Here is a 24603-nt window from a genome sequence, read left to right on the forward strand (position 1 = left end):
TGAGTACGCGGATACAAAACTGAGCGAACGGCTATGGCAGAAATGGTGATGCAGACAGCTTCGTACACCGCTTATGGGTATTTGCGGGCAATGTCAGGTGCCGCGCTGGGGTTCAATGGCGAATTGATAGACAGGTTATTGCTCGCCTATGCACTGGGTAATGGGCATCGTTTTTATAGCCCGAGGCTTATGCGCTTTTGCAGCGAGGATGCGTTAAGCCCCTTTGGAAAGGGCGGGGTCAATGCCTATTGCTACTGCGAGGGCGATCCGATTAACCGTTCTGACCCATCAGGTCGGGCCGGCACTGGGCTCACGGCTCAGTTTGAGCTCAGGAAAATACCGCTGAAGTTCAAACGTTCGGTTAAGAGGTATTTTAAGAGCAACCCATCTGAAACCTCTTATCACTTTGGTATGGGTACAAAAGGTTATTTGATAGACAAGGCATCAGACGGGCGATTAACAGTGACCCCAATTCTTGGTTTGGGTGACACCCATAGGGAATTGAAAAAGGCTCAAATTGAGAGTGCGCTCCTAAAATCGAGGAACTCGGAGTTAGAAAAAAAGGCGGCGGACCTTGAAGCGCAGGTCAGAGCGCTGAAAGAGCAAATGCATCTTCCCAAGCCTATGCAACCTTTGCGTTACTCAACGACCAGTCCACCTTTACCTCCACCTCCGCTTCCGCCAAAGCTTGATCGTCCGGTAAACCCAACTTCAATCCGGCAGTCGTAAGAATCAGTGTCCGGAGAGCCAAACAATCAGTTCGGTAATTGATGTGAGCTGTTTCTCTGTTTTCTGTGAGCCAGGTGATCAGCCACATGCATCAGCCAGCAGGCGGCGACGAAGGGCGCGGTCAGGCCGGGCACCGGTAGCAGCTTGAACAGTGGTTGCAGCAGCAGGGCCAGGGCAATGGCCAGCAGTGTCACCCACGGCTTTTCACCTTGCCTGCTGAACGCCAGTGCCGCCAACGCGGCGTTGAAACCGTACAGGCCCAGCCAGGCGGCTTGCGCCTGGTCGGCGAACAGTGCCACGCCGCCGCCGATGGCCGAGCCGATCACTGCCCACATTGCGGCATAAGGGTTGGCGATGAACATGCCGATGATGATCAGCAGGCCGGCCAGCGGCTGGTCGAGCAGGAAGATCTGGCCCACGCCGCGCGCCAACGCGTACAGCGGGTCGGCTTCGACGAAGCCGCTGGGCGAGGGGCTGGCGATCAGCAATACGGCCCAGCCCAGCAGCACGAAGGGTGCAGTGTAGGCGATCAGCAGTTTGCCGCCGCGCTTGCGCCACTGGTGGGTAATGATGCTGGACAGGCCGCCAGCGGCGATGATCAGTGGCGGCAAGATGACCGACCAGGGCAGCACGGCGCTGATCAGGATGCCGATCAGCACGCCGTTGTAGCAGTACAGCCCGGCCTGGCGGTCGGCACGGTCGTAGCCGCGTGCCTGGGCGGTGAGCAGGCCGGCCAGGGCGCCGAGCAGGGCGCCACCGACCAGGCCGGGGGCGGTCAGCAGGATGGCCAGCAGGCAGCACAGGCCGCACAGGGGGTTGCGCAGCAGCAGCACCTGGCTGAAGCCGTTGAGTAACGCCGTGGCCCAGTCGGGGCACGGGTTGACGAAATTTTTGGTGTACATCGGGGCAGTCAGTGAGGTTGATGGGGAGCGGTGGGCCTCTTTGGGCCTCGGGTTTTCCGCAGGTCTGGTGTTTCTGTGTACAAGGAGGGCTTTGCCCTCCAATCGCCGGCAAGCCAGCTCCCACAGGGATTGCACAGGCCTTTGAAGTGGTGCGATCCCTGTGGGAGCCGGCTTGCCGGCGATGCGGTCAGATCAAGGTCTCGATCCGCAGCGTGTTAGTCGACCCTGGCTTGCCAAAAGGCACACCGGCAGTGATCAGCAGCGTGTCGCCACGGCTGGCCATGCCTTGTGCCTGGGCAATCTCCAGGGCAGTGGAAACAACCTCGTCCACCTGGCGCAGGCGGTCGTTGACGACCGAGTGCACGCCCCACGCTACGCTCAGGCGGCGCGCTGTGGTCAGGTTTGGCGTCAGGTTGAGGATCGGGGCCCGTGGCCGCTCGCGGGCCGCGCGCAGGGTCGAGGCGCCCGACTCGCTGTAGTTGACCAGCACCGCCACCGGCAGGATGCCGCTGATACGGCGGATGGCGCAGCTGATGGCGTCCGACACGGTGGCCTCGGCCTTCGGCCGGCCAACGTCGAGTTGGGCCTGGTAGTCCGGGCCGTTCTCCACCTGGCGAATGATCTTGCTCATCATCTGCACGGCTTCCAGCGGGTACTCGCCCGAGGCAGTCTCGGCCGACAGCATCACCGCATCGGCACCTTCGGCCACGGCGTTGGCCACGTCGGTGACTTCGGCGCGGGTCGGCGCTGGCGAGAAGCGCATGGATTCGAGCATCTGCGTGGCCACCACCACCGGTTTGCCCAGCTGGCGGCAGGTGCCGATGATGCGTTTCTGGATCTGCGGCACGCTTTCGGCCGGTACTTCCACGCCCAGGTCGCCACGGGCCACCATGATCGCATCCGCAAGCTCCGCGATGGCTTGCAGCTGTTCGACGGCCGATGGCTTTTCGATCTTCGCCATCAAGTAGGCACGGTCACCGATCAGCTGGCGTGCTTCGGTGATGTCTTCGGGGCGCTGTACGAACGACAGGGCCACCCAGTCCACGCCCAGCTCCAGGCCGAAGGCCAGGTCGCGGCGGTCTTTCTCGGTGAGCGGGGAGAGGTCGAGCACCGCTTGCGGCACGTTGACACCCTTGCGATCGGACAGCTCGCCACCGGCCAGCACTTCGGTGTCGATGGCGTCGCTGTGCTTGGCGGTGACGCGCAGGCGCAGCTTGCCGTCGTCCAGCAGCAGGTCCATGCCCGGCTCGAGGGCGGCGATGATCTCGGGGTGCGGCAGGTTGACCCGGCGGCTGTCGCCTGGGGTGTTGTCCAGGTCCAGGCGCAGGGCCTGGCCGCGTTGCAGCTGCACCTTGCCGTCGGCAAAGCGGCCGACGCGCAGCTTCGGCCCTTGCAGGTCCATGAGGATACCCAGCGGGTAGTTCAGTTGCTGCTCGACTTCGCGGATCCACTGGTAGCGCAGGGCGTGGTCGGCGTGCTCGCCGTGGCTGAAGTTGAGGCGGAAGATGTTCACCCCGGCTTCTACCAGTTGGCGGATGTCGTCGATGCCTTTGATCGCAGGGCCAAGGGTGGCGAGGATTTTGACTTTTTTATCAGGCGTCATGATTGGGCAGTCTCGAGGATCAGGATGGCGCGGAAGTCGTTGACGTTGGTGCGGGTCGGCTCGGTGACGATCAGCGCATCCAGGGCGGCGAAATAGCCGTAGCCGTTGTTGTTGTCCAGCTCGTCGCTGGCCGACAGGCCCAGGGCTTCGGCACGGGCGTAGCTGGCCGGGGTCATGAAGGCGCCGGCGTTTTCTTCCGAGCCATCGATACCGTCGGTGTCACCGGCCAGGGCGTACACGCCCGGCAGGCCTTTCAGGCTTTCGGTGAGGCTGAGCAGGAATTCGGCGTTGCGCCCGCCACGGCCATTGCCGCGCACGGTCACGGTGGTTTCGCCGCCGGACAGGATCACGCAGGGTGCCTTCAGCGGCTGGCCGTGCTGGACGATCTGCCGGGCGATACCGGCGTGCACCTTGGCCACTTCGCGTGATTCGCCTTCCAGGTCGCCGAGAATCAGCGGGCTGAACCCGGCCTGGCGGGCTTTGACCGCGGCAGCTTCGAGCGACTGCTGGGGCTTGGCGATCAGCTGGAAGTGGCTGCGGGCCAGGGCCGGGTCATCGGCCTTGACGGTTTCCGAGGCTGGGTTGTTGAGCCAGTCGATAACGGCCTTGGGCGCTTCGATGTTGTAGCGCTTGAGGATGGCCAGGGCATCGGCCGAGGTGCTCGGGTCGGCCACGGTCGGGCCGGAGGCGATCACCGTGGCGAGGTCGCCCGGGACATCGGAAATGGCATAGGTGTACACCGTGGCCGGCCAGCAGGCCTTGGCCAGGCGGCCGCCCTTGATCGCCGAGAGGTGCTTGCGCACGCAGTTCATCTCGCCGATGGTGGCGCCGGATTTCAGCAGTGCCTTGTTGATCTGCTGCTTGTCGGCCAGGGTCAGGCCTTCGGCGGGCAGGGCCAGCAGCGCCGAGCCACCGCCGGACAGCAGGAAGATGACGCGGTCGTCTTCACTGAGGTTGCTGACCAGTTCCAGCACGCGTTTTGCCACGGCCAGGCCGGCGGCATCGGGGACCGGGTGGGCAGCTTCGACCACCTCGATCTTCTGGCAGTTGGCACCGTGACCGTACCGTGTGACAACAAGCCCGGAGACTTCGCCCTGCCAGCTTTTCTCGACCACTTCGGCCATGGCGGCTGCGGCCTTGCCGGCACCGATGACGATGACCCGGCCGCTGCGGTCGGCGGGTAGGTAGGGTTCGAGGACTTGACGGGGGTGGGCGGCGGCGATGGCTGTGTCGAACAGCTCGCGGAGAAGTTTTTGCGGATCGACCGACATGGCAGGCTCCCAATTATTGTTGTTCTGCAGAATCAAAAACGCCCCTGGAACTGCCTCCGTGCAGGCCGAACCAGGGGCGGGTGTTGCTCGGTGCCACCTTTGAGCCTGTGGTCGCAGGTTCAAAGGTGTTGGCTTCTTCGCGGGTAAACCCGCTCCCACAGGGACCTCACAGAGGCTGAAGACGGCGTAAAACCTGTGGGAGCGGGTTCACCCGCGAAGAGGCCGGTGAAGGCTAAAAATTACTTACTTGTCGTCGCGGATCGAGAAGTTGGCCATGTGCTCCAGGCCTTTGATCAGCGCCGAGTGGTCCCAGTTGCCGCCGCCCAGGGCCTGGCAGGTGTTGAACACTTGCTGGGCATTGGAGGTGTTGGGCAGGTTGATGCCCAGTTCCTTGGCACCCTGCAGGGCCAGGTTCAGGTCCTTCTGGTGCAGGTTGATGCGGAAGCCTGGGTCGAAGGTGCCCTTGATCATGCGCTCGGCGTGCACTTCGAGGATCTTCGACGAGGCGAAGCCGCCCATCAGTGCTTCACGTACCTTGGCCGGGTCGGCGCCGTTCTTGGCGGCGAACAGCAGGGCTTCGGCAACGGCCTGGATGTTCAGGGCAACGATGATCTGGTTGGCCACCTTGGCGGTCTGGCCGTCGCCATTGCCACCGACGCGGGTGATGTTCTTGCCCATGGCTTCGAACAGCGGCAGGGTGCGCTCGAAGGCTTTCGGGCAGCCACCGACCATGATGCTCAGGGTCGCGGCCTTGGCGCCGACTTCGCCGCCGGACACAGGTGCGTCCAGGTAGGCAGCGCCGGTGGCCTTGATTTTCTCGGCGAAGGCTTTGGTAGCGGTAGGGGAGATCGAGCTCATGTCGATCACGACCTTGTTCGGGCCCACGCCTTCGGCCACGCCGTTGTCACCGAACAGGACGCTCTCGACCTGCGGGGTGTCGGGGACCATGACGATGATGAACTCGGCTTCCTGGGCAACTTCCTTCGGGTTGGCCAGGGCCACGGCACCGGCGGCGATCAGGTCGGCCGGGGCAGCGTCGTGGTGGGTGGAGACGAAGATGCTGTGACCTGCTTTCTGCAGGTTCTGAGCCATGGGCTTGCCCATGATGCCGGTGCCGATGAAACCGATTTTAGCCATGAGAATGTGCCTCTTTGTATTTGTGATGTCTCAAGCAGACCGCAATCCCTGTGGGAGCGGGCATGCCCGCGAAACAGGCGACTCGGTGGATGGCACCGGCTATGCCGGTGTTCGCGGGCATGCCCGCTCCCACAGGGTTTCGTGTTTCACAGGGGGCTAGCGTTCAGCCGTTCAGATTGCGTTATGGGTCTTCAGCCAGCCCAGGCCCGCTTCGGTGGTGGTCAGCGGCTTGTACTCCGCGCCCACCCAGCCCTGGTAGCCGATGCGGTCCAGGTGCTCGAACAGGAAGCGGTAGTTGATCTCGCCGGTGCCTGGCTCGTTGCGGCCGGGGTTGTCGGCCAGCTGGATGTGGTTGATCAGTTTCAGGTTGGCTTCCATGGTACGAGCCAGGTCACCTTCCATGATCTGCATGTGGTAGATGTCGTACTGCAGGAACAGGTTGTCGCTGCCAACCTCGGCCTGGATTTCCAGGGCCTGCTTGGTGGTGTTCAGGTAGAAGCCGGGGATGTCGCGGGTGTTGATCATTTCCATGACCAGGCGGATCCCGGCGGCTTTCAGCTTGTCGGCGGCGTAGCGCAGGTTTTCCACGAAGGTCTTGCGCACGGTGGCGCAGTCCGGGCCTTGTGGGCGAATGCCGGCCAAGGCGTTGACCTGGGTGTTGCCCAGCACCTTGGCGTATTCGATGGCCTTGTCGACACCGACGCGGAATTCCTCGACGCGGTCAGGGTGGCAGGTGATACCGCGCTCACCCTTGGCCCAATCGCCCGCCGGCAGGTTGAACAGCACCTGGGTCAGGCCGTTGGCGTCCAGCTGCTGCTTGATCTCGGCAGCGCTGAAGTCGTACGGGAAGAGGTATTCGACGCCGCTGAAACCAGCATCGGCGGCAGCCTTGAAGCGGGCCAGGAAGTCCTGTTCGGTGAACAGCATGGACAGGTTGGCAGCGAAGCGAGGCATGTTGTGTCTCCTTGCGATGAAGGCCCCCGGCGCCCTCAGGTAGGGGCCGGCACGGGGGCGTCAGGCGATCAGTCCAGCAGCGAGATGGCGGTTGGCGCGTCGTTGCCGACCAGGGCCAGGTCTTCGAACTCGTTGACCGCGTTGATCTCGGTGCCCATGGAAATGTTGGTCACACGTTCGAGAATCACTTCGACCACCACCGGTACGCGGAACTCTTCGGCCATCTTCTGTGCCTTGAGCAGGGCAGGGGCGATCTCGGCCGGCTCGAATACACGGATGGCCTTGCAGCCCAGGCCTTCGACCACGGCGACATGGTCGACACCGTAGGTGGCGGCGTCGGTCGAGTTGATGTTCTCGAACGCCAGTTGTACACAGTAATCCATGTCGAAGCCACGTTGCGCCTGACGGATCAGGCCCAGGTAGGCGTTGTTCACCAGTACGTGCACGTACGGCAGGTTGAACTGTGCGCCCACCGCCAGCTCTTCGATCATGAACTGGAAGTCGTAGTCACCCGACAGCGCGACCACCTTGCGCTTCGGATCGGCCTTGACCACACCGAGGGCGGCAGGGATGGTCCAGCCCAGCGGGCCGGCCTGGCCGCAGTTGATCCAGTGGCGTGGCTTGTACACGTGCAGGAACTGCGCGCCGGCGATCTGCGACAGGCCGATGGTGCTGACGTAGCAGGTGTCCTTGCCGAATACCTGGTTCATTTCTTCGTAGACGCGCTGCGGCTTGACCGGCACGTTGTCGAAGTGGGTCTTGCGCTGCAGGGTGGCCTTGCGCTCCTGGCAGTCTTCCAGCCAGGCCTTGCGGCACTTCAGCTTGCCAGCGGCTTTCCACTCGCGGGCCACTTCGAGGAACACGTCCAGAGCCTTGCCGGCGTCGGAAACGATACCCAGGTCCGGGGTGAACACGCGGCCGATCTGGGTCGGCTCGATGTCCACGTGCACGAACTTGCGGCCTTCGGTGTAGACGTCGACGGAACCGGTGTGGCGGTTGGCCCAGCGGTTACCGATACCGAACACCAGGTCGGATTTCAGCAGGGTGGCGTTGCCGTAGCGGTGCGAAGTCTGCAGGCCGACCATGCCGACCATCTGTGCGTGGTCGTCCGGGATGGTGCCCCAGCCCATCAGGGTCGGGATTACGGGTACACCGGTCAGTTCGGCGAACTCGACCAGCTTGTCGCTGGCGTCGGCGTTGATGATGCCGCCACCGGCTACCAGCAGCGGGCGCTCGGCGTCATTGAGCAGGGCCAGGGCTTTTTCGGCCTGTACGCGGGTGGCGGACGGCTTGTGCACTGGCAGCGGTTCGTAGGCGTCGATGTCGAATTCGATTTCGGCCATCTGCACGTCGAACGGCAGGTCGATCAGTACCGGGCCTGGGCGGCCGGTGCGCATTTCATAGAAGGCCTTCTGGAAGGCGTAAGGCACCTGGCCTGGCTCCAGAACGGTGGTGGCCCACTTGGTGACCGGCTTGACGATGTTGGTGATGTCGACAGCCTGGAAATCTTCCTTGTGCAGGCGGGCACGTGGGGCCTGGCCGGTGATGCAGAGGATCGGGATGGAGTCGGCGGAGGCACTGTACAGGCCGGTGACCATGTCGGTGCCGGCTGGGCCGGAGGTGCCGATGCACACGCCGATGTTGCCCGGGTTGGCACGGGTGTAACCCTCGGCCATGTGCGAGGCGCCTTCGACGTGACGAGCGAGGACGTGATCGATGCCACCGACTTTCTTCAGGGCCGAGTACAACGGGTTGATGGCAGCCCCCGGGATGCCGAACGCGGTATCTACACCTTCACGGCGCATGACCAGAACGGCTGCATCGATTGCTCTCATTTTGCTCATGGTTTGTGCCTCATCGATTTTGTAATTGTATACAACTTGCTTTGTGCCAGAGTGTATTCACGGCTGGCCGCTTAGGTCAACGGGTTTTCGTCGGCGGACGTCGCTTTCGTTCGAGCGCCCGTGAAAACGGAGGTTTGCGCCATCGCATACGATCGTTTCAAAATATTGTATACAAAAATATCTTTCGTTGTGTTCTATTTGTTCTATCGGTTTTCAACTGCCCTCAGGGCTTCTCACAACAAGAAGAGGACCTTTCCATGAACGCTTTGAACCTGAAAGTCGCGGTCAGCCTGGTGAATGCCGCGCTGGCAGCGGGCCGCAAGATCAATGCCGCGCCACTGACCGTGGCGGTGCTGGATGCCGGCGGCCACTTGCTGGCGCTACAACGCGAGGATGGCGCCAGCCTGATCCGGCCGGAGGTGGCCACCGGCAAGGCCTGGGGCGCGATTGCCCTGGGCAAGGGCTCGCGCCTGCTGGCGCTGGACGCGCAGCAGCGGCCGGCATTTTTTGCCGCGCTGAACGGGTTGGGCGAGCGGCCGGTGGTGCCGGCGCCGGGTGGCGTGCTGGTGCGTGATCAGGACGGCAAGGTGCTGGGTGCGGTAGGGATCAGCGGGGATACGTCGGATATCGACGAGCAGTGCGCGATCAGTGCGATCGAGGAGGTGGGGTTGAAGGCGGATGCCGGGGTAGCGGCGTAAGGCTGAAGATGGCTGGGGCCGCTTTGCGGCCCTTTCGCGACACAAGGCCGCTCCCACAGGGGTTACGCAATCTCCTGTGGGAGCGGCCTTGTGTCGCGATGGGCTGCAAGGCAGCCCCACTGGCCCTGTCAGGCTAGCTCAGGCTCACAGCCCTTGAGCACCATGCGGATGATGGTCTCCGCCGCCGCGTCATAATCGCTGTCGGCCAGCTTGGCCTTTCCGGTCACCGCAGAGATCTGCCAGTCGAAATCGGCATAGGTCTGGGTCGCTGCCCAGATGCTGAACATCAGGTGATGCGCATCCACATGGGCGATCTGCCCGCGGTCGATCCAGCGCTGGATGCACTCGATGTTATGCCGTGCCTGCTCGTTCAGCTGCGCTACCTGGTTCGGCGACAGGTGCGGGGCACCGTGCATGATCTCGCTGGCGAACACCTTGGACGCATGCGGCAGGTCGCGGGAAATGCGGATCTTCGAGCGGATGTACGCACTCAGCACTTCCTTCGGGTCACCGTCGGCATTGAACGGGGTCGACGCCTGCATGATCGGCGCGATGATGCTTTCCAGGACCTCGCGGTAGAGGTTGTCCTTGGATTTGAAGTAGTAATACACGTTCGGCTTGGGCAGGCCGGCCTTGGCCGCGATATCGCTGGTCTTGGTGGCGGCGAAGCCCTTGTCGGCGAATTCCTCGCTGGCCGCGCGCAGGATCAGTTCCTTGTTGCGCTCGCGAATGGTGCTCATGGTCAGGGATCTTCCTCGTGTCTGGCCACCTCTAAGAGGGATCGGGCATGGTAGCACCGGGCTCGACGGGCGCTCAAGGCAGCGGCTTTGGGCTAGAATCCTGGGCACTCACTCTTCTGGATACAGGCAAACATGGCAGGAAGCAGTCTACTGGTACTGATCGACGACATCGCCACGGTGCTTGATGACGTCTCGGTGATGACCAAGGTGGCGGCGAAAAAGACCGCAGGCGTGCTGGGCGATGACCTGGCGCTGAATGCCCAGCAGGTCACCGGGGTGCGTGCCGAGCGCGAGATCCCGGTGGTGTGGGCTGTGGCCAAGGGCTCGATGGTGAACAAGGCCATCCTGGTGCCGGCGGCGCTGCTGATCAGTGCGTTCATCCCCTGGGCGGTGACGCCGTTGCTGATGCTGGGCGGCGCCTACCTGTGCTTCGAGGGTTTCGAGAAGCTGGCGCACAAGTTCCTGCACAGCAAGGCCGAGACTGACGCCGAGCATGAAGCGCTCAAGGAGGCGGTGGCCGATGCCAATGTCGACCTGGTGGCGTTCGAGAAAGCCAAGATCAAGGGCGCGGTACGTACCGACTTCATCCTTTCGGCGGAAATCATCGCCATCACCCTGGGCATCGTTGCCGACTCGCCGTTGACCCAGCAGATCGTCGTGCTGTCGGGTATCGCGGTGGTCATGACCATCGGCGTGTACGGGCTGGTGGGGGGTATCGTCAAGCTCGATGACCTGGGGCTGTGGATGACCCGCAAGGCATCACGCCTGGCCAGGGCGGTGGGTAACGGCATTCTGCGTGCCGCGCCATACATGATGAAGAGCCTGTCGGTGATCGGCACGGCGGCCATGTTCCTGGTCGGTGGTGGGATCCTGGTGCATGGCATCGGGCCGCTGCATCACGCCATCGAGGCGTTCAGTGCAGGGCGTGGCGGGGCGTTGACCGTGGCGCTGCTGAACGGCGGTGTCGGGGTTGTGGCCGGTGCCGTGGTGCTGGCGGTGGTGGGCATTGCGGGGAAACTGTGGCGGGCGGTTCGGCCGGCCAACTGAGTTGCATGGCCGGGGCTTTGCCCCGGTTCGCGGGTGAACCCGCTCCCACATGTATAGCGTCTGCCATGAATCCGGTGCGGAGCCTGTGGGAGCGGGTTTACCCGCGAATGGGCCGCAAGGCGGCCCCTGTACTCAGATCAGAAGTGAACCTTGAGCAGGAAGCTCATGGTGTTCTGGTCGGTGGTGAAGGCATCGGAATCCTTGATGCCGTACTTGTTCTTCCAGTAGTCGTACTCCACACCCACATACAGCTGCTTCTCGCCCAGGTGCAAGGCCTTGCCCAGGTCATACTTGATCTGCGGATTGAAGTGCAGGTTGGCCTGGTAGGTGCCGCGGCGGTTCTCGTCGTTGTCCACCACCCAGTCCATGAAACCGTCGATCAGCACATCGGACGAACCGACCGGAATGGTGTACGACCACACCGGGGTGATCTGCCACACGTTGTCGCCGGCGCGGCTGCCGTCGGTGGTGCGGTTGTAGAAGTTCAGCTGGAAGTAGTCGAAGCCAGGGATGTCCAGGTCGAAGCCAGGGCCGATCAGGTACGACTCGGTATCACCTTCGCCGAACTCGTAGGTCATCGCCAGCAGCACGTCCTTGACCGGGCCGAAGGCCAGCTTCTGGTCGAAGATCTTGCCGAACGACAGGCGCGGGCTGATTTCGCCGTAGTAGGTGTTCGGGCCATTGCCCTCATCTTTCTGGCCCTGGTAGAAGATCTTGTCGACAAAGATGAAGTTATCGCCGTACTTCCAGCCATCAGCGTGCTCGAAGGTCACGGTTTGCTGGATCGACGGGTTGACCTTGAAGTTCTTGCCCCACAGGTAGGTCAGGCTGTTGTTCTGCCATTGCAGCAGGTCGCCGCCGAAGGTGGTGCCACAGGCCAGCAGGCCGCCGGCGAGGATCAGGCTGTTGATGGTACGCATTGCGAGTGTCGCTCCCTTGATTGATCTATTGTCAGCGCTCGTTGTTGGCGCTTTTTTGTCTTTTGAGTCAGCTTTTTTCGATAGGCCACAGCTGTTTGGCAAGGGTTGAGCCAACTTTCCTGGGCTGGCAAAACCTTCCTGCTCGACTTCGTTCTGAACGGATGAAAAGGGTCTTTCAGGCTGGCAACACGTTGGCCAACCGCCCGAATTCATTGACTGAGCGGTCAGTAAACGCAGGCAGAATCCCTTCTGCCCTGATCGAGGGGGCGCGCAGATTACTGGCTTGCGCGCCTTGCCTCAAGTGCTCCGTCCTGGAGCAGTGTGGTACAAACTTGTGCGTTTGGTCAGTTTTCTAGAAGTGCACCTTGATCAGGGCACTGGTGACGCTCTGGTTACTGTCGATATTGCCTTGGCTGTCGATGCCGTACTTGTCCTTCCAGTAGCTGTACTCGATGCCCACGTACAGCTGCTTGGCGCCCAGGTTCAGGGCTTTGCCCAGGTCGTACTTGACCTGTGGGTTGAACTGCAGGTTGGCGTGGTAGGTACCACGGCGGGTCTGGTCGTTGTCGACCACCCAGTCCATGTAACCGTCGATCAGAATGTCGGATTTGCCCACCGGAACGGTGTACGAGAAGGCCGGGGTGATCTGCCAGACGTTGTCACCGGGGCGGCTGCCTTCGGTGTTGCGCAGGTAGAAGTTGAGGGTGAAGTAGTTGAAGCCGGGGATGTCCAGGTCGAAGCCGGGGCCGATCAGGTAGGCCTCGTTGTCGCCCTCGCCACGCTCGTAGGTCATGGCCAGCAGCACATCCTTGATCGGGCCGAACGCCAGCTTCTGGTCGAAGATCTTGCCGAACGACAGGCGCGGGCTGAACTCACCGTAGTAGCTGGTCACGCCTTTGCCCGGGTCGGGCTTGCCGTTGTAGAAGACCTTGTCGACGAACATGAAGGTATCGCCGTACTTCCATTTGTTGGCGTGCTCGAAGGTCACTGTCTGCTGGATGCGTGGGTTGACCTTGAAATCCTTGCCGTACAGGTAGGTCAGGCTTTCGCCATGCCACTGCAGCCATTCGCCAGCGTGGGCGGGGAGGGTGGCCAGCAGGCTGCTGCCCAGCAAGAGGGACGAGGTGATGCGTTTCATGTTGTGGTTCCCGGACTTATTGTTTTTGTTGGGTTTTTTTGGCGCGCAGGCGCCCCGGACGGCCCATTCCGGCGGGCCGACGGTGTAGCGTTTACGGCGAATTCGAGGCGGGGCGGCAGTGCGCCGCCCCCCTTGCTCAATGCTGGTGACAGGCTTCGTTGTGCACCGCGCGGTCGGCACCACCAAGGATGTTGAACAGCACGTTCAACACCAGGGCACTGACCGTGGCCATGGCGATGCCACTGTGGGTGATGGGTTCCATCCACTGGGGCATCTGGGCGAAGAACTCCGGACGCACCACGGGGATCAACCCGAAGCCGACGCTCACCGCAACCAGCAGCTGGTTGCGACGGTCGCCGATGTCCGCCTCCTGGAGAATCTTGATCCCGGTGGCGGTGACCATGCCGAACATGGCGATGGACGCGCCGCCCAGTACCGCAGGCGGGATCGAGGCAATCAGGAAGGCCGCCTTGGGCAGCAGGCTGAGCAGAATCAGCAGTGCACCGGCCACGATGGTGACATAGCGGCAGCGCACCCCGGTCATCTGCACCAGGCCGATGTTCTGGGCGAACGAGGAGTGGGTGAAGGTGTTGAAGAAGCCGGCGATGAACGACGCGCCGGCATCGCACAGCAGGCCGCGGCGCAGCATCCCTGGGGTAACTTCACGATCGGTCACCTTGCCCAGGGCCAGGAACATGCCGGTGGACTCGACGAAGATGATCACCACCACCAGGCACATGGACAGGATCGGTGCCAGGCTGAAGGTCGGCATGCCGAAGTGCAGTGGGGTCACCACTTGCAGCCACGGCGCGTCGTTCAGGCCCGACAGGTCGACCATGCCGATGGAGCCGGCCAGGATGTAGCCCAGGCCCATACCCACCAGCACCGACACGTTGACCCAGAAACCGCGCATGAAACGGTTGATCAGCAGGATTACCGCCAGCACCAGGCCGGCCACCAGCAGGTAGATCGGCGAGCCGAAGGTATCTGCCTGGTGGCCGCCACCGGCCCAGTTGACTGCCACCGGGAACAGCGACAGGCCAATCGAGGTGATCACCGTGCCGGTGACCAGTGGCGGGAAGAAGCGTACGACCTTGGACATGAACGGCGCGATCAGCATGCCGAAGAACCCGGCGGCGATGGTCGCGCCGAAGATCCCCTGCAGGCCCACGCCGGGCATGCCGGCCATGGCCACCATGCTGCCGACGGCAGCGAAACTGGCACCCATCATTACCGGCATGCGGATGCCCACCGGGCCGATACCGAAGGACTGGATGATGGTAGCGACGCCAGCGACCAGCAGGTCGGCGTTGATCAGGAAAGCGACTTCTTCACGGGACAACCCGGCGGCCTGGCCGATGATCAATGGCACGGCGATGGCGCCACCGTACATCAGCAGAACGTGTTGCAGGCCAACCAGGATCAGTTGGAACAGGGGCAAGGGCTCGCGCGGCGGCGCAACAGGGATGTACGCCTTGCGTGACTCGGACATGCAGCACCTCGAGTTTTGTTTTTATTCTCGGATCCAAGCGCCGGCCTCAGGCGGCAGGCTTCCGGTTAAGAGAGCCTGAGGTTCCCGCTTGAGGCTGAACGCTCGATGCTTGCTTGTTGCGTATGTCTTGAAACAGAGGCCGGGAGTGCCGGCCTCTTCGCGGGTGAACCCGCTCCCACAGGGGGCGGTGTTATCCCGACAATTGTGTTTCAGTTGACCGGGGCGCCTTTGGCGATCCAGTCACCGACCAGCTTGCGCTCTTCGGTGGTCATCTGGGTGATGTTGCCCAGCGGCATGATCTGGCTGGCGACCGCTTGCGCCTGGATGCGCGCGGCCTGGGCCTGGATCTGCTGCGGGGTGTCGAACATCACGCCGGCAGGGGCGGCGCTGAACAGTGGGCTGGTCGGCTTGGACGAGTGGCACACGGTGCAGCGTTCCTGGATGACATTGTGGATCTTGTCGAAGCTCTCGCCGCCAGCCTGGGCCGTGGCCTGGGCAGGGGCTTCGGCCGGCGCGGCAGGCGCTGCGGCAGCCTTGGCGGCGTCCTCGGCGCGTTGCTCGGCAGCGGTCTTGCCACCTACAGCGGTTGCAGGCAGTGGCTGGTACTCGACCTTCGCCGCGGCTTGCTCAGGGCTGACGGCCATCGGTTTCGGACCGGTGACGTAGGCCAGGCAGATCATCGCCAGGGCGCCGACCGGCAGGGTCCAGGCGTACTTGTTGCTGTCGTGGCGGGTGTTGAAGTAGTGGCGGATCAGGACCGCGGCTACTGCGATACCGGCCAGGATCAGCCAGTTGTACTGGCTACCGTAGGTGCTCGGGAAGTGGTTGCTGATCATGATGAACAGCACCGGCAGGGTGAAGTAGTTGTTGTGGCGCGAGCGCAGCAGGCCCTTGGCCGGCAGTACCGGGTCGGGGGTCTGGTTGTTCTCGATCGCAGCCACCAGCTGGCGCTGGGCCGGCATGATGATGCGGAACACGTTGCCGACCATGATGGTGCCGATGATCGCGCCGGTGTGCAGGTACGCACCACGGCCGCTGAACACCAGGCTGAAGCCCCAGCACGCGGCGATGATCAGCACGAACAGTACAGCACCGAGCAGCGCTGGCTTCTTGCCCAGGGGCGAGTCGCACAGGAAGTCGTAGATGAACCAGCCGGCGATCAGCGAGCCGATACCGATGGCCACGCCTTCGGCACCGCTAAGGGTGCTGCCAGGGGCCAGCAGATACAGGGTCGGGTTCCAGTAGAACACCACGCACAGCAGGGCGATACCGGACATCCAGGTGAAGTAGGCTTCCCATTTGAACCAGTGCAGGTTCTCGGGCATTTTCGGGGGTGCGAGCTTGTATTTCTCCAGGTGGTAGATACCACCGCCGTGAATTGCCCAGAGATCACCCGACAACCCATCGCGCGGGTTGCTTCGGTTCAGGTGGTTCTCCAGCCAGACGAAGTAGAACGATGCACCGATCCAGGCGACACCGGTGATCATGTGAACCCAGCGAATGCTCAGGTTCAGCCATTCGTGAAGGTGTGCTTCCACAGTATGTACCTCTTGCCGGTCACCCGCTCGGGCATTGCCCTTGAATGACCGACCTTTTCTTATTGGTGGGGATTGAGGACCAGCATCTGTTCCTCGGTGAAGTAATGCTCGTCGCAGTTGTTGCCGGAACCACTGCGATCAACCACCAGGAAGTCATCCCGCTTTTCGATCGTCAGCACCGGGTGGTGCCAGACGCCGCGATGGTAATTGACGCCCTGCCTGCCATTACTGCGGAAGGCTCGGACCAAACCTGATACAGGTGCATCGCCAACTGGCGCGACCACGATCAGAAAGGGGTTGCCGAGCAGCGGGATGAAAGCCTGGCTGCCCAGCGGATGGCGTTCCAGCATGCGCACGGTCAGCGGCATGTCCAGCGCGTCGGCGCGGAAGATGCTGATGATCGCGTTGTCTTCAGGCTCGGCGGTTTCGACCGTGGCGAGCTTGTGGAAGCGCATGGTCGAGCCGTTGTTGATCATGAAGTGATCGCTGCCGTCGGTTTCGATCACGTCTCCGAAAGGGGCGAAGGCTTCTTTGGTCAGGGGCTCGATCATCAGGGTGCGCATGCGGATATCTCTTCTATGTTCGTTGTTCTGGATAAGGCTCAAGCGTTGCGGCGGCTTTACAGCTGCAGCAGGCGGAACAGGGCGATCAGGTTGATCTGCGCCAGGGCTTCCTTGAATTCGGCATCGGCATCGTTGTGGATGCGTTTTTCGAAGGAGGCGAGGATCTGGTGCCGGTTGCTGCCTTTTACCGCCATGATGAACGGGAACTGGAACTTGGCCTTGTAGGCGTCGTTCAGCTCGGTGAAACGGGCGAACTCTTCGGCGGTGCACTGGTGAATACCGGCGCCGGCCTGCTCGTTGGTGCTCGATTCGGTCAGCTCGCCCTGGATGGCGGCCTTGCCGGCCAGGTCCGGGTGAGCGTTGATCAGCGCCAGCTGGTCGGCGTGGTTGGCGCTGAGCAGGATGTCGCTCATGCGCTGGTGCAGCGCCTCGATCTCGTCCAGCTCGCCCAGTTGGCCCAGGTCGTAGGCTTTTTCGGCTACCCACGGCGAGTGCTCGTAGATGTCGGCGAATGCCTTGACGAAGGCGTCACGGCCCAGGGCGGATGGCTTGAGGGTGTTGAAGGCGGTCATCAGGCGTTCTCTTTCTTGTACGGGTGGGTGGCGTGCCAGTGGCGGGCGATGTCCACGCGACGGGCGAACCAGACCTGGTCATGGCTTTTTGCGTAGTCGACGAAGCGCTTCAGTGCGGCCAGGCGTGCCGGGCGGCCGACCAGACGGCAGTGCAGGCCGATGGACAGCATTTTCGGTGCTTCGGCGCCTTCGGCGTACAGCACATCGAAGGCGTCCTTCAGGTACTGGAAGAACTGCTCGCCGCAGTTGAAGCCCTGTACCTGGGTGAAGCGCATGTCGTTGGTATCGAGGGTGTAGGGGATCACCAGGTGCGGCTTGCCGGTAGAGTTGTTCGGCTCCCAGTAGGGCAGGTCGTCATCATAGGTGTCGCTGTCGTACAGGAAGCCACCTTCCTCCATCACCAGGCGACGGGTGTTCGGGCCGGTGCGGCCGGTGTACCAGCCCAGCGGGCGCTCGCCGGTGATTTCGGTGAGGATGCGGATGGCTTCGAGCATGTGCTCGCGCTCCTGGGCCTCGTCCATGTACTGGTAGTCGATCCAGCGGTAGCCGTGGCTGCAGATTTCATGGCCGGCCTCGGCCATGGCGCGGATCACGTCGGGGTGGCGCTGGGCGGCCATGGCCACGGCGAAGATGGTCAGTGGCACGCCGCTGTCCTTGAACAGCTTCAGCAGGCGCCACACACCGGCGCGGCTGCCATATTCGTACAGCGATTCCATGCTCATGTTGCGCACGCCCTGCAGTGGCTGGGCGGCGACCATTTCCGAGAGGAATGCTTCGGACTCCTTGTCACCGTGCAGGATGTTGCGTTCGCCACCTTCCTCGTAGTTGAGGACGAAAGACAGCGCGATGCGAGCGTTGCCCGGCCATTGCGGGTGAGGAGGGTTGTTGCCGTAACCGATCAGGTCGCGAGGGTAGTCAGCGCTCACTGCAGTCTTCCTTCTTGTGCGTTAGTGCGGGGGGTGGGCGGGCCGCGTCGGTATGTCGCACCACCGGATGGGCTGATTGTATACAACTTCTGAAATCTTTTGTAAGCCTGTTTTTCCGCATTTCTTCCCTTTTGTCGCCTCGCAGCGACCTGGAAAAACAGTGCAAGAAACCTGCCTGATTGGTCAGCTAATGACGTTGGCGTCTTTACGGCGCCTGTATTTGCGACCGATGGGTCGTTTATGGGCAAGAAACGGCAGGTACGACAGAAGGGCTCAAAAAATTGTGTACAATTTGGCGATGGAATGTCTTAATGGCGTCATTCCCGCACATCTCAGGCCCTTTGGCGTGATGATGGCCGTGTATTTTTTGCCCACAGATTGAACAAGAGGCGACAAGCAATGGGACGTTTGACCACACACGTACTGGATGCCGCGCATGGCTGCCCGGGCAGCTCGATCAAGGTCGAGCTGTACCGTGTCGAAGGCCAGCAGCTGGAGCTGGTGAACACTGCCCTGACCAACAGCGATGGCCGTGTCGACGCGCCGCTGCTGCAGGGTGACGACTACCGTACCGGCGTCTACCAGTTGCAGTTCAGCGCTGGCGACTACTACCGCGCTCGCGGTGTACAGCTGCCGGCCCAGGCGTTCCTGGATGTTGTCGTGCTGCGCTTTGGCATCGACGAGCAGCAGGAGCACTACCACGTGCCGCTGCTGATCTCGCCGTACAGCTATTCGACCTATCGTGGAAGCTAGTTGGTCGCTAGAAGAATCTTCGTAGGTCCTTTGGCCCGCTCTCACACTGGCGGGCTTTTTTTCGTCTGCTGTTTTTGTATCGCCTGCACCGGCCTCTTCGCGGGCTTGCCCGCTCCCACAGGTACGGCGCCGGGTTTGAAGGCTGTGGTGATCCTGTGGGAGCGGGCAAGCCCGCGAAGAGGTCGGTACAGGCTGTAGAAATAAAGAAAGGGCGCCGAGGCGCCCTTGGTTGGTGCAGCAGGGGTCAGAGGAACACGAACTTGGCAATGAAGATCGCGCACAGCACCCACAGGCTGGCGGAGATTTCCTTGTATTTGCCAGTACCTGCTTTCAATGCCACATAGCTGATGAAGCCCAGGGCAATACCGTCGGCGACCGAGAAAGTCAGCGGCATCATGATCACCGTGACGATCGCCGGAATGCTGTCGGTAGCTTCGTCCCAGTGGATATGCGCCATGCTGCCCATCATCAGCATCGCCACGTAGATCAGCGCACCGGCGGTGGCATAGGCCGGAATCATCCCGGCCAGCGGGGCGAAGAACATCGCCGCGATGAACAGCAGGCCGACCACCACCGCAGTGAGGCCGGTACGACCACCTGCGGCTACACCGGCAGCACTTTCCACATAACTGGTCACCGGCGGCACGCCGACCACGGCGCCGAACACACTTGAAGCACTGTCAGCCTTCAGCGCCTTCGACAGGTTCTCGATACGCCCGTCCGGTGCCACCAGGTTGGCCCGCTGCGCCACGCCCATCAGGGTGCCGGCGGTGTCGAACATGTGCACGAACAGGAACGCCAGCACCACGCTGATCATGCTGACGTTGAACACGCCAGCCACATCCATGGCCATCCAGGTCGGTGCCAGGCTTGGCGGCATCGACATCACCCCGCCGAATTTCACCAGGCCCAGGCCCCAGCCGGCCAGGGTGACACCAATGATGCTGATCAGGATCGCACCGAATACCCGCTTGTAGCTGAGGATGGCGATCAGCAGGAAGCACACCGCGGCCAGCAGCGGCCCAGGTTCATGCAGCGAGCCCAGCTTGATCAGCGTGGCCGGGCTGTCGACGATGATGCCTGCCGTCTTCAGGCCGATCAGCCCGAGAAACAATCCGACGCCGGCCCCCATGGCATGGCGCAGGCTGACCGGGATGCTGTTGAGCAACCATTCGCGCACTTTCGACAAGGTCAGGAACATGAACAGCACACCCGAGACGAAGACTGCGCCCAGTGCCGTTTCCCAGTTGTAGCCCATGGTGCCGACCACGGTGTAGGTGAAGAAGGCGTTAAGCCCCATGCCCGGCGCCAGGCCTACCGGCCAGTTGGCGTACAGGCCCATCAGCAGGCAACCCAGCGCGGCGGCGATGCAGGTGGCGACGAAGGCGGCACCGTGGTCGATGCCGGCGTCGGCCATGATGTTGGGGTTGACGAAGATGATGTAGGCCATGGTGATGAAGGTGGTCACCCCGGCGATCATTTCGGTTCTGACGGTGCTGCCGTGTTGCTTGAGTTTGAAAATCCGCTCCAGCCAGCTCGTTTCGAGCGGTGGGGCAAGATCCAGCGTAGGGGCTTCGGATTTGCGGCTTTCCACAGCGAGTACTCCTCAAGTCTTTCTTGTTGTTATGGAGCCAGGGGCCTGAGCAATGCACTTGGCGGCTCCGCGAGGGAAGGCAGACGTCTGACCGGTTTGTTGACTTGTGGGTCAAGAAGTTGCTCGGTGGATTATGCTTTTGTGTACAAAGAATGCAAATAATGTTTTATGTTTTGTGTGCGCAATGCGTCGTACAACGGCTATATAGGTAAAAGGCCACCTGCAGAAACGGCTCAGCCTGTGTACAATGGCGCCATACTTTCCTTCGTGCCTCGAGAGCCCATGAACGAACAGCTGCAACCTCTGAAGAAACCTGCGCGTACCGGCAAGGCTGGCCGCAGTGGTACCCAGGACGACATCGTCTACGCGCATATTTTCGAGGCGATCCTCGAGCAGCGTCTGGCACCGGGCACCAAGTTGAGCGAGGAAGCGCTGGGCGAGATCTTCGGCGTCAGCCGCACCATCATCCGCCGCGCCTTGTCGCGCCTGGCCCACGAAAGCGTGGTGCTGTTGCGGCCGAACCGCGGCGCGGTGGTGGCCAGCCCCACGGTGGAAGAGGCCCGCCAGGTGTTCTTCTCCCGGCGCATGGTCGAACGGGCCATCACCGAACTGGCCGTGCAGCACGCTACCCTCGAGCAGCTCAACGAGCTGCGGCAGATGGTGCGCGAGGAGCGCGACAGCTTCTCCCGTGGCGACCGCGGTGCCGGCATTCGTCTTTCCGGCGAATTCCACCTCAAGCTGGCCGAGGCCGCAGGTAATGCGCCGTTGGTCAGCTTCCAGCGCAGCCTGGTGTCGCAGACCTCGCTGATCATTGCCCAGTACGAAAGCGGCAACCGCTCGCATTGCTCGTATGACGAACACATGCAGCTGATCGATGCCATCGAGGCGCGCGACGCCGAGCAGGCGGTGAGCCTGATGATGCACCACATGGACCACATCGACAGCAAGCTGAACCTGGACGAGGAGAGTGCCTCGGACGATCTGCATGCGGTGTTTTCGCATCTGCTGAAAAAGCCCAAGGTGTCGGTCAAGGGTTGATCGTTTGCCTAAGTGAACGTAGTGCGCCGTTGTGGGAGCGGGTTCACCCGCGAACACCGGCGCAGCCGGTGCCATACACCGTGTTGCCTTCTTCGCGGGTAAACCCGCTCCCACAAGAAGCACGGCCATGTCTGGTCATTGATCAAAGGTCTGCTAAATTCTTGTGAGCAAACCTTCATCAAGCAGTTGGGCTTGCGCATTCGTTGCGTTCAACTTCTTGAGGAATGGACTCATGAGCATGTCCCTCGGTAAACGCATGGGTGCCGAGCTTCTCGGCACCTTCTGGCTGGTGCTTGGCGGCTGTGGCAGTGCGGTACTCGCCGCCAGTTCCCCCATCGGCATCGGTGTACTCGGCGTCGCCTTCGCCTTCGGCCTCACCGTGCTGACCATGGCCTTCGCCATCGGCCATATCTCCGGCTGCCACCTCAACCCCGCCGTGTCGTTCGGGCTGGTAGTGGGCGGGCGCTTCCCGGCCAAAGAGCTGTTGCCCTACGTGATCGCCCAGGTGATCGGCGCCATCCTGGCGGCAGGTGTGATCTACCTCATTGCCAGCGGCAAGGCAGGTTTCGAGCTGTCTGCGGGATTGGCTTCGAACGGCTACGCCGACCACTCGCCCGGCGGCTACACGCTCGGGGCGGGCTTTGTCAGTGAAGTAGTGATGACGGCGATGTTCCTGGTGGTGATCATGGGCGCCACCGACGCCCGGGCACCGGCGGGCTTTGCACCGATCGCCATCGGCCTGGCCCTGACCCTGATCCACCTGATCTCGATCCCGGTGACCAATACCTCGGTCAACCCCGCGCGTAGCACGGGGCCGGCCTTGTTCGTCGGTGGCTGGGCCCTGCAACAGCTGTGGCTGTTCTGGGTGGCGCCGCTGATTGGTGCTGCGATCGGCGGCGCACTGTACCGGGGCCTGGCAAAAGAACCTTAACGCTGGTGCACGCAACGCCCTGCGGCGTAGGTTTCACGCACGGTGCGGTCGTCGCCGAGGGTGGTGAGCACGAACAGGGTTTCCTCGATGCTTTTGGACTGCTGGATGCGGTAGTCCAGCAGTGGCGTGGCCTTGTAGTCCAGTACCACGAAGTCGGCATCGTTGCCCGGGCGCAGGCTGCCGATGCGGTCGTCCAGGCGCAGCGCGCGGGCGCCGCCGAGGGTGGCCAGGTACAGTGACTTGTACGGGTGCAGGCGCGCGCCCTGCAGCTGCATCACCTTGTACGCTTCGTTGAGGGTGTTGAGCAGCGAGAAGCTGGTGCCGGCGCCAACGTCGGTGCCCAGGCCCACATTGACCTTGAAGCGCTCGGCCTGCGGCAGGTTGAACAGGCCGCTGCCGAGGAACAGGTTGGAGGTGGGGCAGAAGGCCACGGCCGAGCCGGTTTCGGCCAGGCGCTGGCATTCGTCATCGCACAGGTGCACGCCATGGGCGAATACCGAGCGTTCGCCCAGCAACTCGAAGTGGTCGTATACGTCCAGGTAACCCTTCTGCTCGGGGAACAGCGACTTGACCCAATCGATTTCCTTGAGGTTTTCCGACAGGTGCGTGTGCATGTACACGCCCGGGTGCTCCTTGAGCAGTTGGCCTGCCAGCGTCAGCTGCTCAGGCGTACTGGTCGGGGCGAAGCGCGGGGTGACTGCATAATGCAGGCGGCCCTTGCCATGCCAGCGCTCGATCAGTGCCTTGCTTTCGGCATAGCCGGACTCGGCGGTGTCGGTCAGGTAGTCCGGGGCGTTGCGGTCCATCATCACCTTGCCGGCGATCAGGCGCAGGTCCAGGCGCTCGGCTTCCTCGAACAGGGCATTGACCGATTCCGGGTGCACGCTGCCGAACACCAGGGCGGTGGTGGTGCCGTTGCGCAGCAATTCCTTGAGGAAGATCTTCGCCACCTGGTCGGCGTGGCCCTTGTCGGCGAACTGCTTTTCGCAGGGGAAGGTGTAGGTGTTCAGCCAGTCCAGCAGCTGTTCGCCGTAGGAGCCGATCATGCCGGTCTGCGGGAAGTGGATGTGGGTGTCGATGAAGCCCGGGGTGATCAGCGCGTCCTGGTAGTGCTCGACCGGGATATCGGCGTCCAGGGTCGGCAACAGTTCGGCGGCGTGGCCTACGGCGCGGATGCGGCCGTCGTCGACTACCAGCAGGCCGTCCTCGAAGTATTCATGGGAAGCCTCCAGGCCCACCTCGGCCGGGTCGGCGATGCTGTGCAGGATGGCGGCACGGTAGGCTTTGCGGGTAACGGTCATAACACACTCGTCAAATGGCTTGGCTGCGCCGGGAAGGCGGCAGCAACTGGGCAATGGGGCCGGCATTGGCGGCAGCGTCGTGCTGGCCGAAGCAGGCGTTGTAGGTGGCGATGATTTCACCGGCGATGGACACGGCGATCTCGATGGGCAGCTTGCCCTTGACCTCGGCCAGGCCCATCGGGCAGCGCATGCGCGCCATCACGGCATCGTCGTAGCCGCGCTCGCGCAGGCGGTGCTCGAACTTGACCCGTTTGGTCTTCGAGCCGATCAGGCCGAACCAGGTGAAGTCGTTGCGCTTGAGAATGGCGGCGGTCAGTTCCAGGTCGAGCTGGTGGTTGTGGGTCATGACGATGCAGTAGCAGCCTGGCGGCAGGTCTGCCACTTCGTCGACCGGCTCCTCGCTGACCACCTTGGTCACCCCGTCGGGGATCAGGGCAGGGAATTCCTGCTCGCGCGAATCGATCCAGCGCACCCGGCAGGGCAGCGCGGCGAGCAAGGGTACCAGAGCCCGGCCGACATGGCCCGCGCCGAACACCGCGATCTGCGCCTGCACCGCGGCCATGGGTTCGAACAGCAGCACCGTGACGCCGCCGCAGCACTGGCCAAGGCTGGCACCGAGGCTGAAGCGCTCCAGGTGCGGGGTGCTACGGTGCTCTTCGAGCATCTGCCGGGCGATGTGCAGGGCCTTGTATTCCAGGTGGCCGCCGCCGATGGTGTCGAACAGGCCGCTGGCGCTGACGACCATTTTCGAGCCGGCATTGCGCGGGGTCGAGCCGCGTTCCTCGATGATGGTAACCAGCACGCAGGCTTCGCCACGGGACTGGTGGTCGGCGAGGGCGTTGATCCATTGGTGCATGATGCAATTCCTCTTCAGGACAACGCGGTCCGCTTTGTGTAGGAGCGGCCTTGTGT

Annotated in this window: 23 protein-coding genes; 6 read left to right on the top strand and 17 right to left on the bottom strand. The window is 62.5% G+C overall.

The features are described 5' to 3' along the window. The first annotated feature begins 33 nt into the window (after window positions 1-33). Window positions 34-729, top strand: a complete 696-nt coding sequence (locus CAG46_RS04470; RefSeq protein ID WP_085614505.1) for an RHS repeat-associated core domain-containing protein — start codon at window positions 34-36, stop codon at window positions 727-729. Window positions 730-755: 26 nt separating this feature from the next. Here the strand turns inward: CAG46_RS04470 and CAG46_RS04475 are convergent, their stop codons facing one another. The 6 genes from CAG46_RS04475 to gcl all read right to left on the bottom strand — a co-directional run bounded on the left by CAG46_RS04475 (window position 756) and on the right by gcl (window position 8440). Beyond that, window positions 756-1631: an urea transporter gene (locus CAG46_RS04475; protein ID WP_085614504.1), complete on the bottom strand. Its 876-nt coding sequence runs from the start codon at window positions 1629-1631 to the stop codon at window positions 756-758. 187 nt (window positions 1632-1818) lie between these two features. Next, window positions 1819-3234 (bottom strand): pyruvate kinase, encoded by a 1416-nt coding sequence (gene pyk, locus CAG46_RS04480; protein ID WP_025340039.1) that lies wholly within the window; start codon window positions 3232-3234, stop codon window positions 1819-1821. Then, entirely contained in the window at window positions 3231-4505 is a 1275-nt protein-coding gene (locus tag CAG46_RS04485) for a glycerate kinase (RefSeq protein WP_025340038.1), read from the bottom strand. The genes pyk and CAG46_RS04485 overlap by 4 nt, the downstream gene beginning before the upstream one ends. Window positions 4506-4748: 243 nt before the next feature. Further along, a complete protein-coding gene (locus CAG46_RS04490) occupies window positions 4749-5642 on the bottom strand; it encodes a 2-hydroxy-3-oxopropionate reductase (RefSeq protein ID WP_025340037.1) in 894 nt (297 codons plus the stop codon). A gap of 171 nt (window positions 5643-5813) precedes the next feature. Further along, the gene (gene hyi, locus CAG46_RS04495; protein ID WP_085614503.1) at window positions 5814-6596 is read right to left on the bottom strand and encodes a hydroxypyruvate isomerase; all 783 of its coding nucleotides are present in this window, start codon (window positions 6594-6596) and stop codon (window positions 5814-5816) included. 68 nt (window positions 6597-6664) lie between these two features. Continuing rightward, window positions 6665-8440 carry a glyoxylate carboligase gene (gene gcl / locus CAG46_RS04500; RefSeq protein ID WP_015271168.1) on the bottom strand — a complete coding sequence of 592 codons (1776 nt, stop codon included), beginning with the start codon at window positions 8438-8440 and terminating at the stop codon, window positions 6665-6667. Between the two features lie 257 nt (window positions 8441-8697). Here gcl and CAG46_RS04505 point away from each other — a divergent pair, with 257 nt between their 5' ends. Beyond that, window positions 8698-9138: a heme-binding protein gene (locus CAG46_RS04505; RefSeq protein ID WP_013973539.1), complete on the top strand. Its 441-nt coding sequence runs from the start codon at window positions 8698-8700 to the stop codon at window positions 9136-9138. A gap of 128 nt (window positions 9139-9266) precedes the next feature. Here the strand turns inward: CAG46_RS04505 and CAG46_RS04510 are convergent, their stop codons facing one another. Continuing rightward, window positions 9267-9878 carry a TetR/AcrR family transcriptional regulator gene (locus CAG46_RS04510; RefSeq protein WP_015271167.1) on the bottom strand — a complete coding sequence of 204 codons (612 nt, stop codon included), beginning with the start codon at window positions 9876-9878 and terminating at the stop codon, window positions 9267-9269. Window positions 9879-10010: 132 nt separating this feature from the next. On the opposite strand from CAG46_RS04510, the gene CAG46_RS04515 reads away from it, so the two are divergent. Next, complete coding sequence (locus tag CAG46_RS04515) at window positions 10011-10925, top strand: DUF808 domain-containing protein (protein WP_085614502.1); 915 nt, start codon at window positions 10011-10013, stop codon at window positions 10923-10925. A 137-nt stretch (window positions 10926-11062) separates the two neighbouring features. On the opposite strand, the gene CAG46_RS04520 is transcribed toward CAG46_RS04515, so the two are convergent. From CAG46_RS04520 to puuE, 7 genes are all read right to left on the bottom strand, one after another. After that, the gene (locus CAG46_RS04520) at window positions 11063-11845 is read right to left on the bottom strand and encodes an outer membrane protein OmpK (protein ID WP_025340033.1); all 783 of its coding nucleotides are present in this window, start codon (window positions 11843-11845) and stop codon (window positions 11063-11065) included. A 352-nt stretch (window positions 11846-12197) separates the two neighbouring features. Then, complete coding sequence (locus tag CAG46_RS04525; RefSeq protein WP_025340032.1) at window positions 12198-12983, bottom strand: outer membrane protein OmpK; 786 nt, start codon at window positions 12981-12983, stop codon at window positions 12198-12200. Window positions 12984-13119: 136 nt separating this feature from the next. Continuing rightward, window positions 13120-14475, bottom strand: coding sequence for a nucleobase:cation symporter-2 family protein (locus CAG46_RS04530; protein ID WP_085593158.1), 1356 nt, complete (start codon window positions 14473-14475; stop codon window positions 13120-13122). 209 nt (window positions 14476-14684) lie between these two features. Next, window positions 14685-16013, bottom strand: a complete 1329-nt coding sequence (locus tag CAG46_RS04535; protein ID WP_013973534.1) for a urate hydroxylase PuuD — start codon at window positions 16011-16013, stop codon at window positions 14685-14687. 59 nt (window positions 16014-16072) lie between these two features. Continuing rightward, window positions 16073-16576 (bottom strand): ureidoglycolate lyase, encoded by a 504-nt coding sequence (locus CAG46_RS04540; protein WP_085614501.1) that lies wholly within the window; start codon window positions 16574-16576, stop codon window positions 16073-16075. A 56-nt stretch (window positions 16577-16632) separates the two neighbouring features. Then, window positions 16633-17148: a 2-oxo-4-hydroxy-4-carboxy-5-ureidoimidazoline decarboxylase gene (uraD, locus tag CAG46_RS04545; RefSeq protein WP_025340030.1), complete on the bottom strand. Its 516-nt coding sequence runs from the start codon at window positions 17146-17148 to the stop codon at window positions 16633-16635. After that, complete coding sequence (gene puuE / locus CAG46_RS04550) at window positions 17148-18074, bottom strand: allantoinase PuuE (protein ID WP_025340029.1); 927 nt, start codon at window positions 18072-18074, stop codon at window positions 17148-17150. The genes uraD and puuE overlap by 1 nt, the downstream gene beginning before the upstream one ends. A gap of 399 nt (window positions 18075-18473) precedes the next feature. On the opposite strand from puuE, the gene uraH reads away from it, so the two are divergent. Further along, the gene (gene uraH / locus CAG46_RS04555) at window positions 18474-18827 is read left to right on the top strand and encodes a hydroxyisourate hydrolase (protein ID WP_003259496.1); all 354 of its coding nucleotides are present in this window, start codon (window positions 18474-18476) and stop codon (window positions 18825-18827) included. A 244-nt stretch (window positions 18828-19071) separates the two neighbouring features. Here uraH and CAG46_RS04565 read toward each other — a convergent pair whose 3' ends face one another. Beyond that, a complete protein-coding gene (locus CAG46_RS04565) occupies window positions 19072-20421 on the bottom strand; it encodes an NCS2 family permease (RefSeq protein ID WP_013973528.1) in 1350 nt (449 codons plus the stop codon). Window positions 20422-20703: 282 nt separating this feature from the next. Between CAG46_RS04565 and CAG46_RS04570 the strand changes: the two genes are divergently transcribed. Together CAG46_RS04570 and aqpZ are read left to right on the top strand one after the other, a co-directional pair. Continuing rightward, the gene (locus tag CAG46_RS04570; protein WP_003259493.1) at window positions 20704-21459 is read left to right on the top strand and encodes a GntR family transcriptional regulator; all 756 of its coding nucleotides are present in this window, start codon (window positions 20704-20706) and stop codon (window positions 21457-21459) included. A 232-nt stretch (window positions 21460-21691) separates the two neighbouring features. Continuing rightward, window positions 21692-22390, top strand: a complete 699-nt coding sequence (aqpZ, locus tag CAG46_RS04580; protein ID WP_025340028.1) for an aquaporin Z — start codon at window positions 21692-21694, stop codon at window positions 22388-22390. Here the strand turns inward: aqpZ and guaD are convergent. Further along, window positions 22387-23691 (bottom strand): guanine deaminase, encoded by a 1305-nt coding sequence (guaD, locus tag CAG46_RS04585; protein WP_085614499.1) that lies wholly within the window; start codon window positions 23689-23691, stop codon window positions 22387-22389. The two genes, aqpZ and guaD, sit on opposite strands and share 4 nt — an antisense overlap. 10 nt (window positions 23692-23701) lie before the next feature. After that, window positions 23702-24547, bottom strand: coding sequence for a xanthine dehydrogenase accessory protein XdhC (xdhC, locus tag CAG46_RS04590; RefSeq protein ID WP_085614498.1), 846 nt, complete (start codon window positions 24545-24547; stop codon window positions 23702-23704). Window positions 24548-24603 lie beyond the last annotated feature (56 nt).

It is taken from the genome of Pseudomonas sp. B23(2017) (genome assembly GCF_002113725.1).
Classification (GTDB): Bacteria; Pseudomonadota; Gammaproteobacteria; order Pseudomonadales; family Pseudomonadaceae; genus Aquipseudomonas; species Aquipseudomonas putida_Z.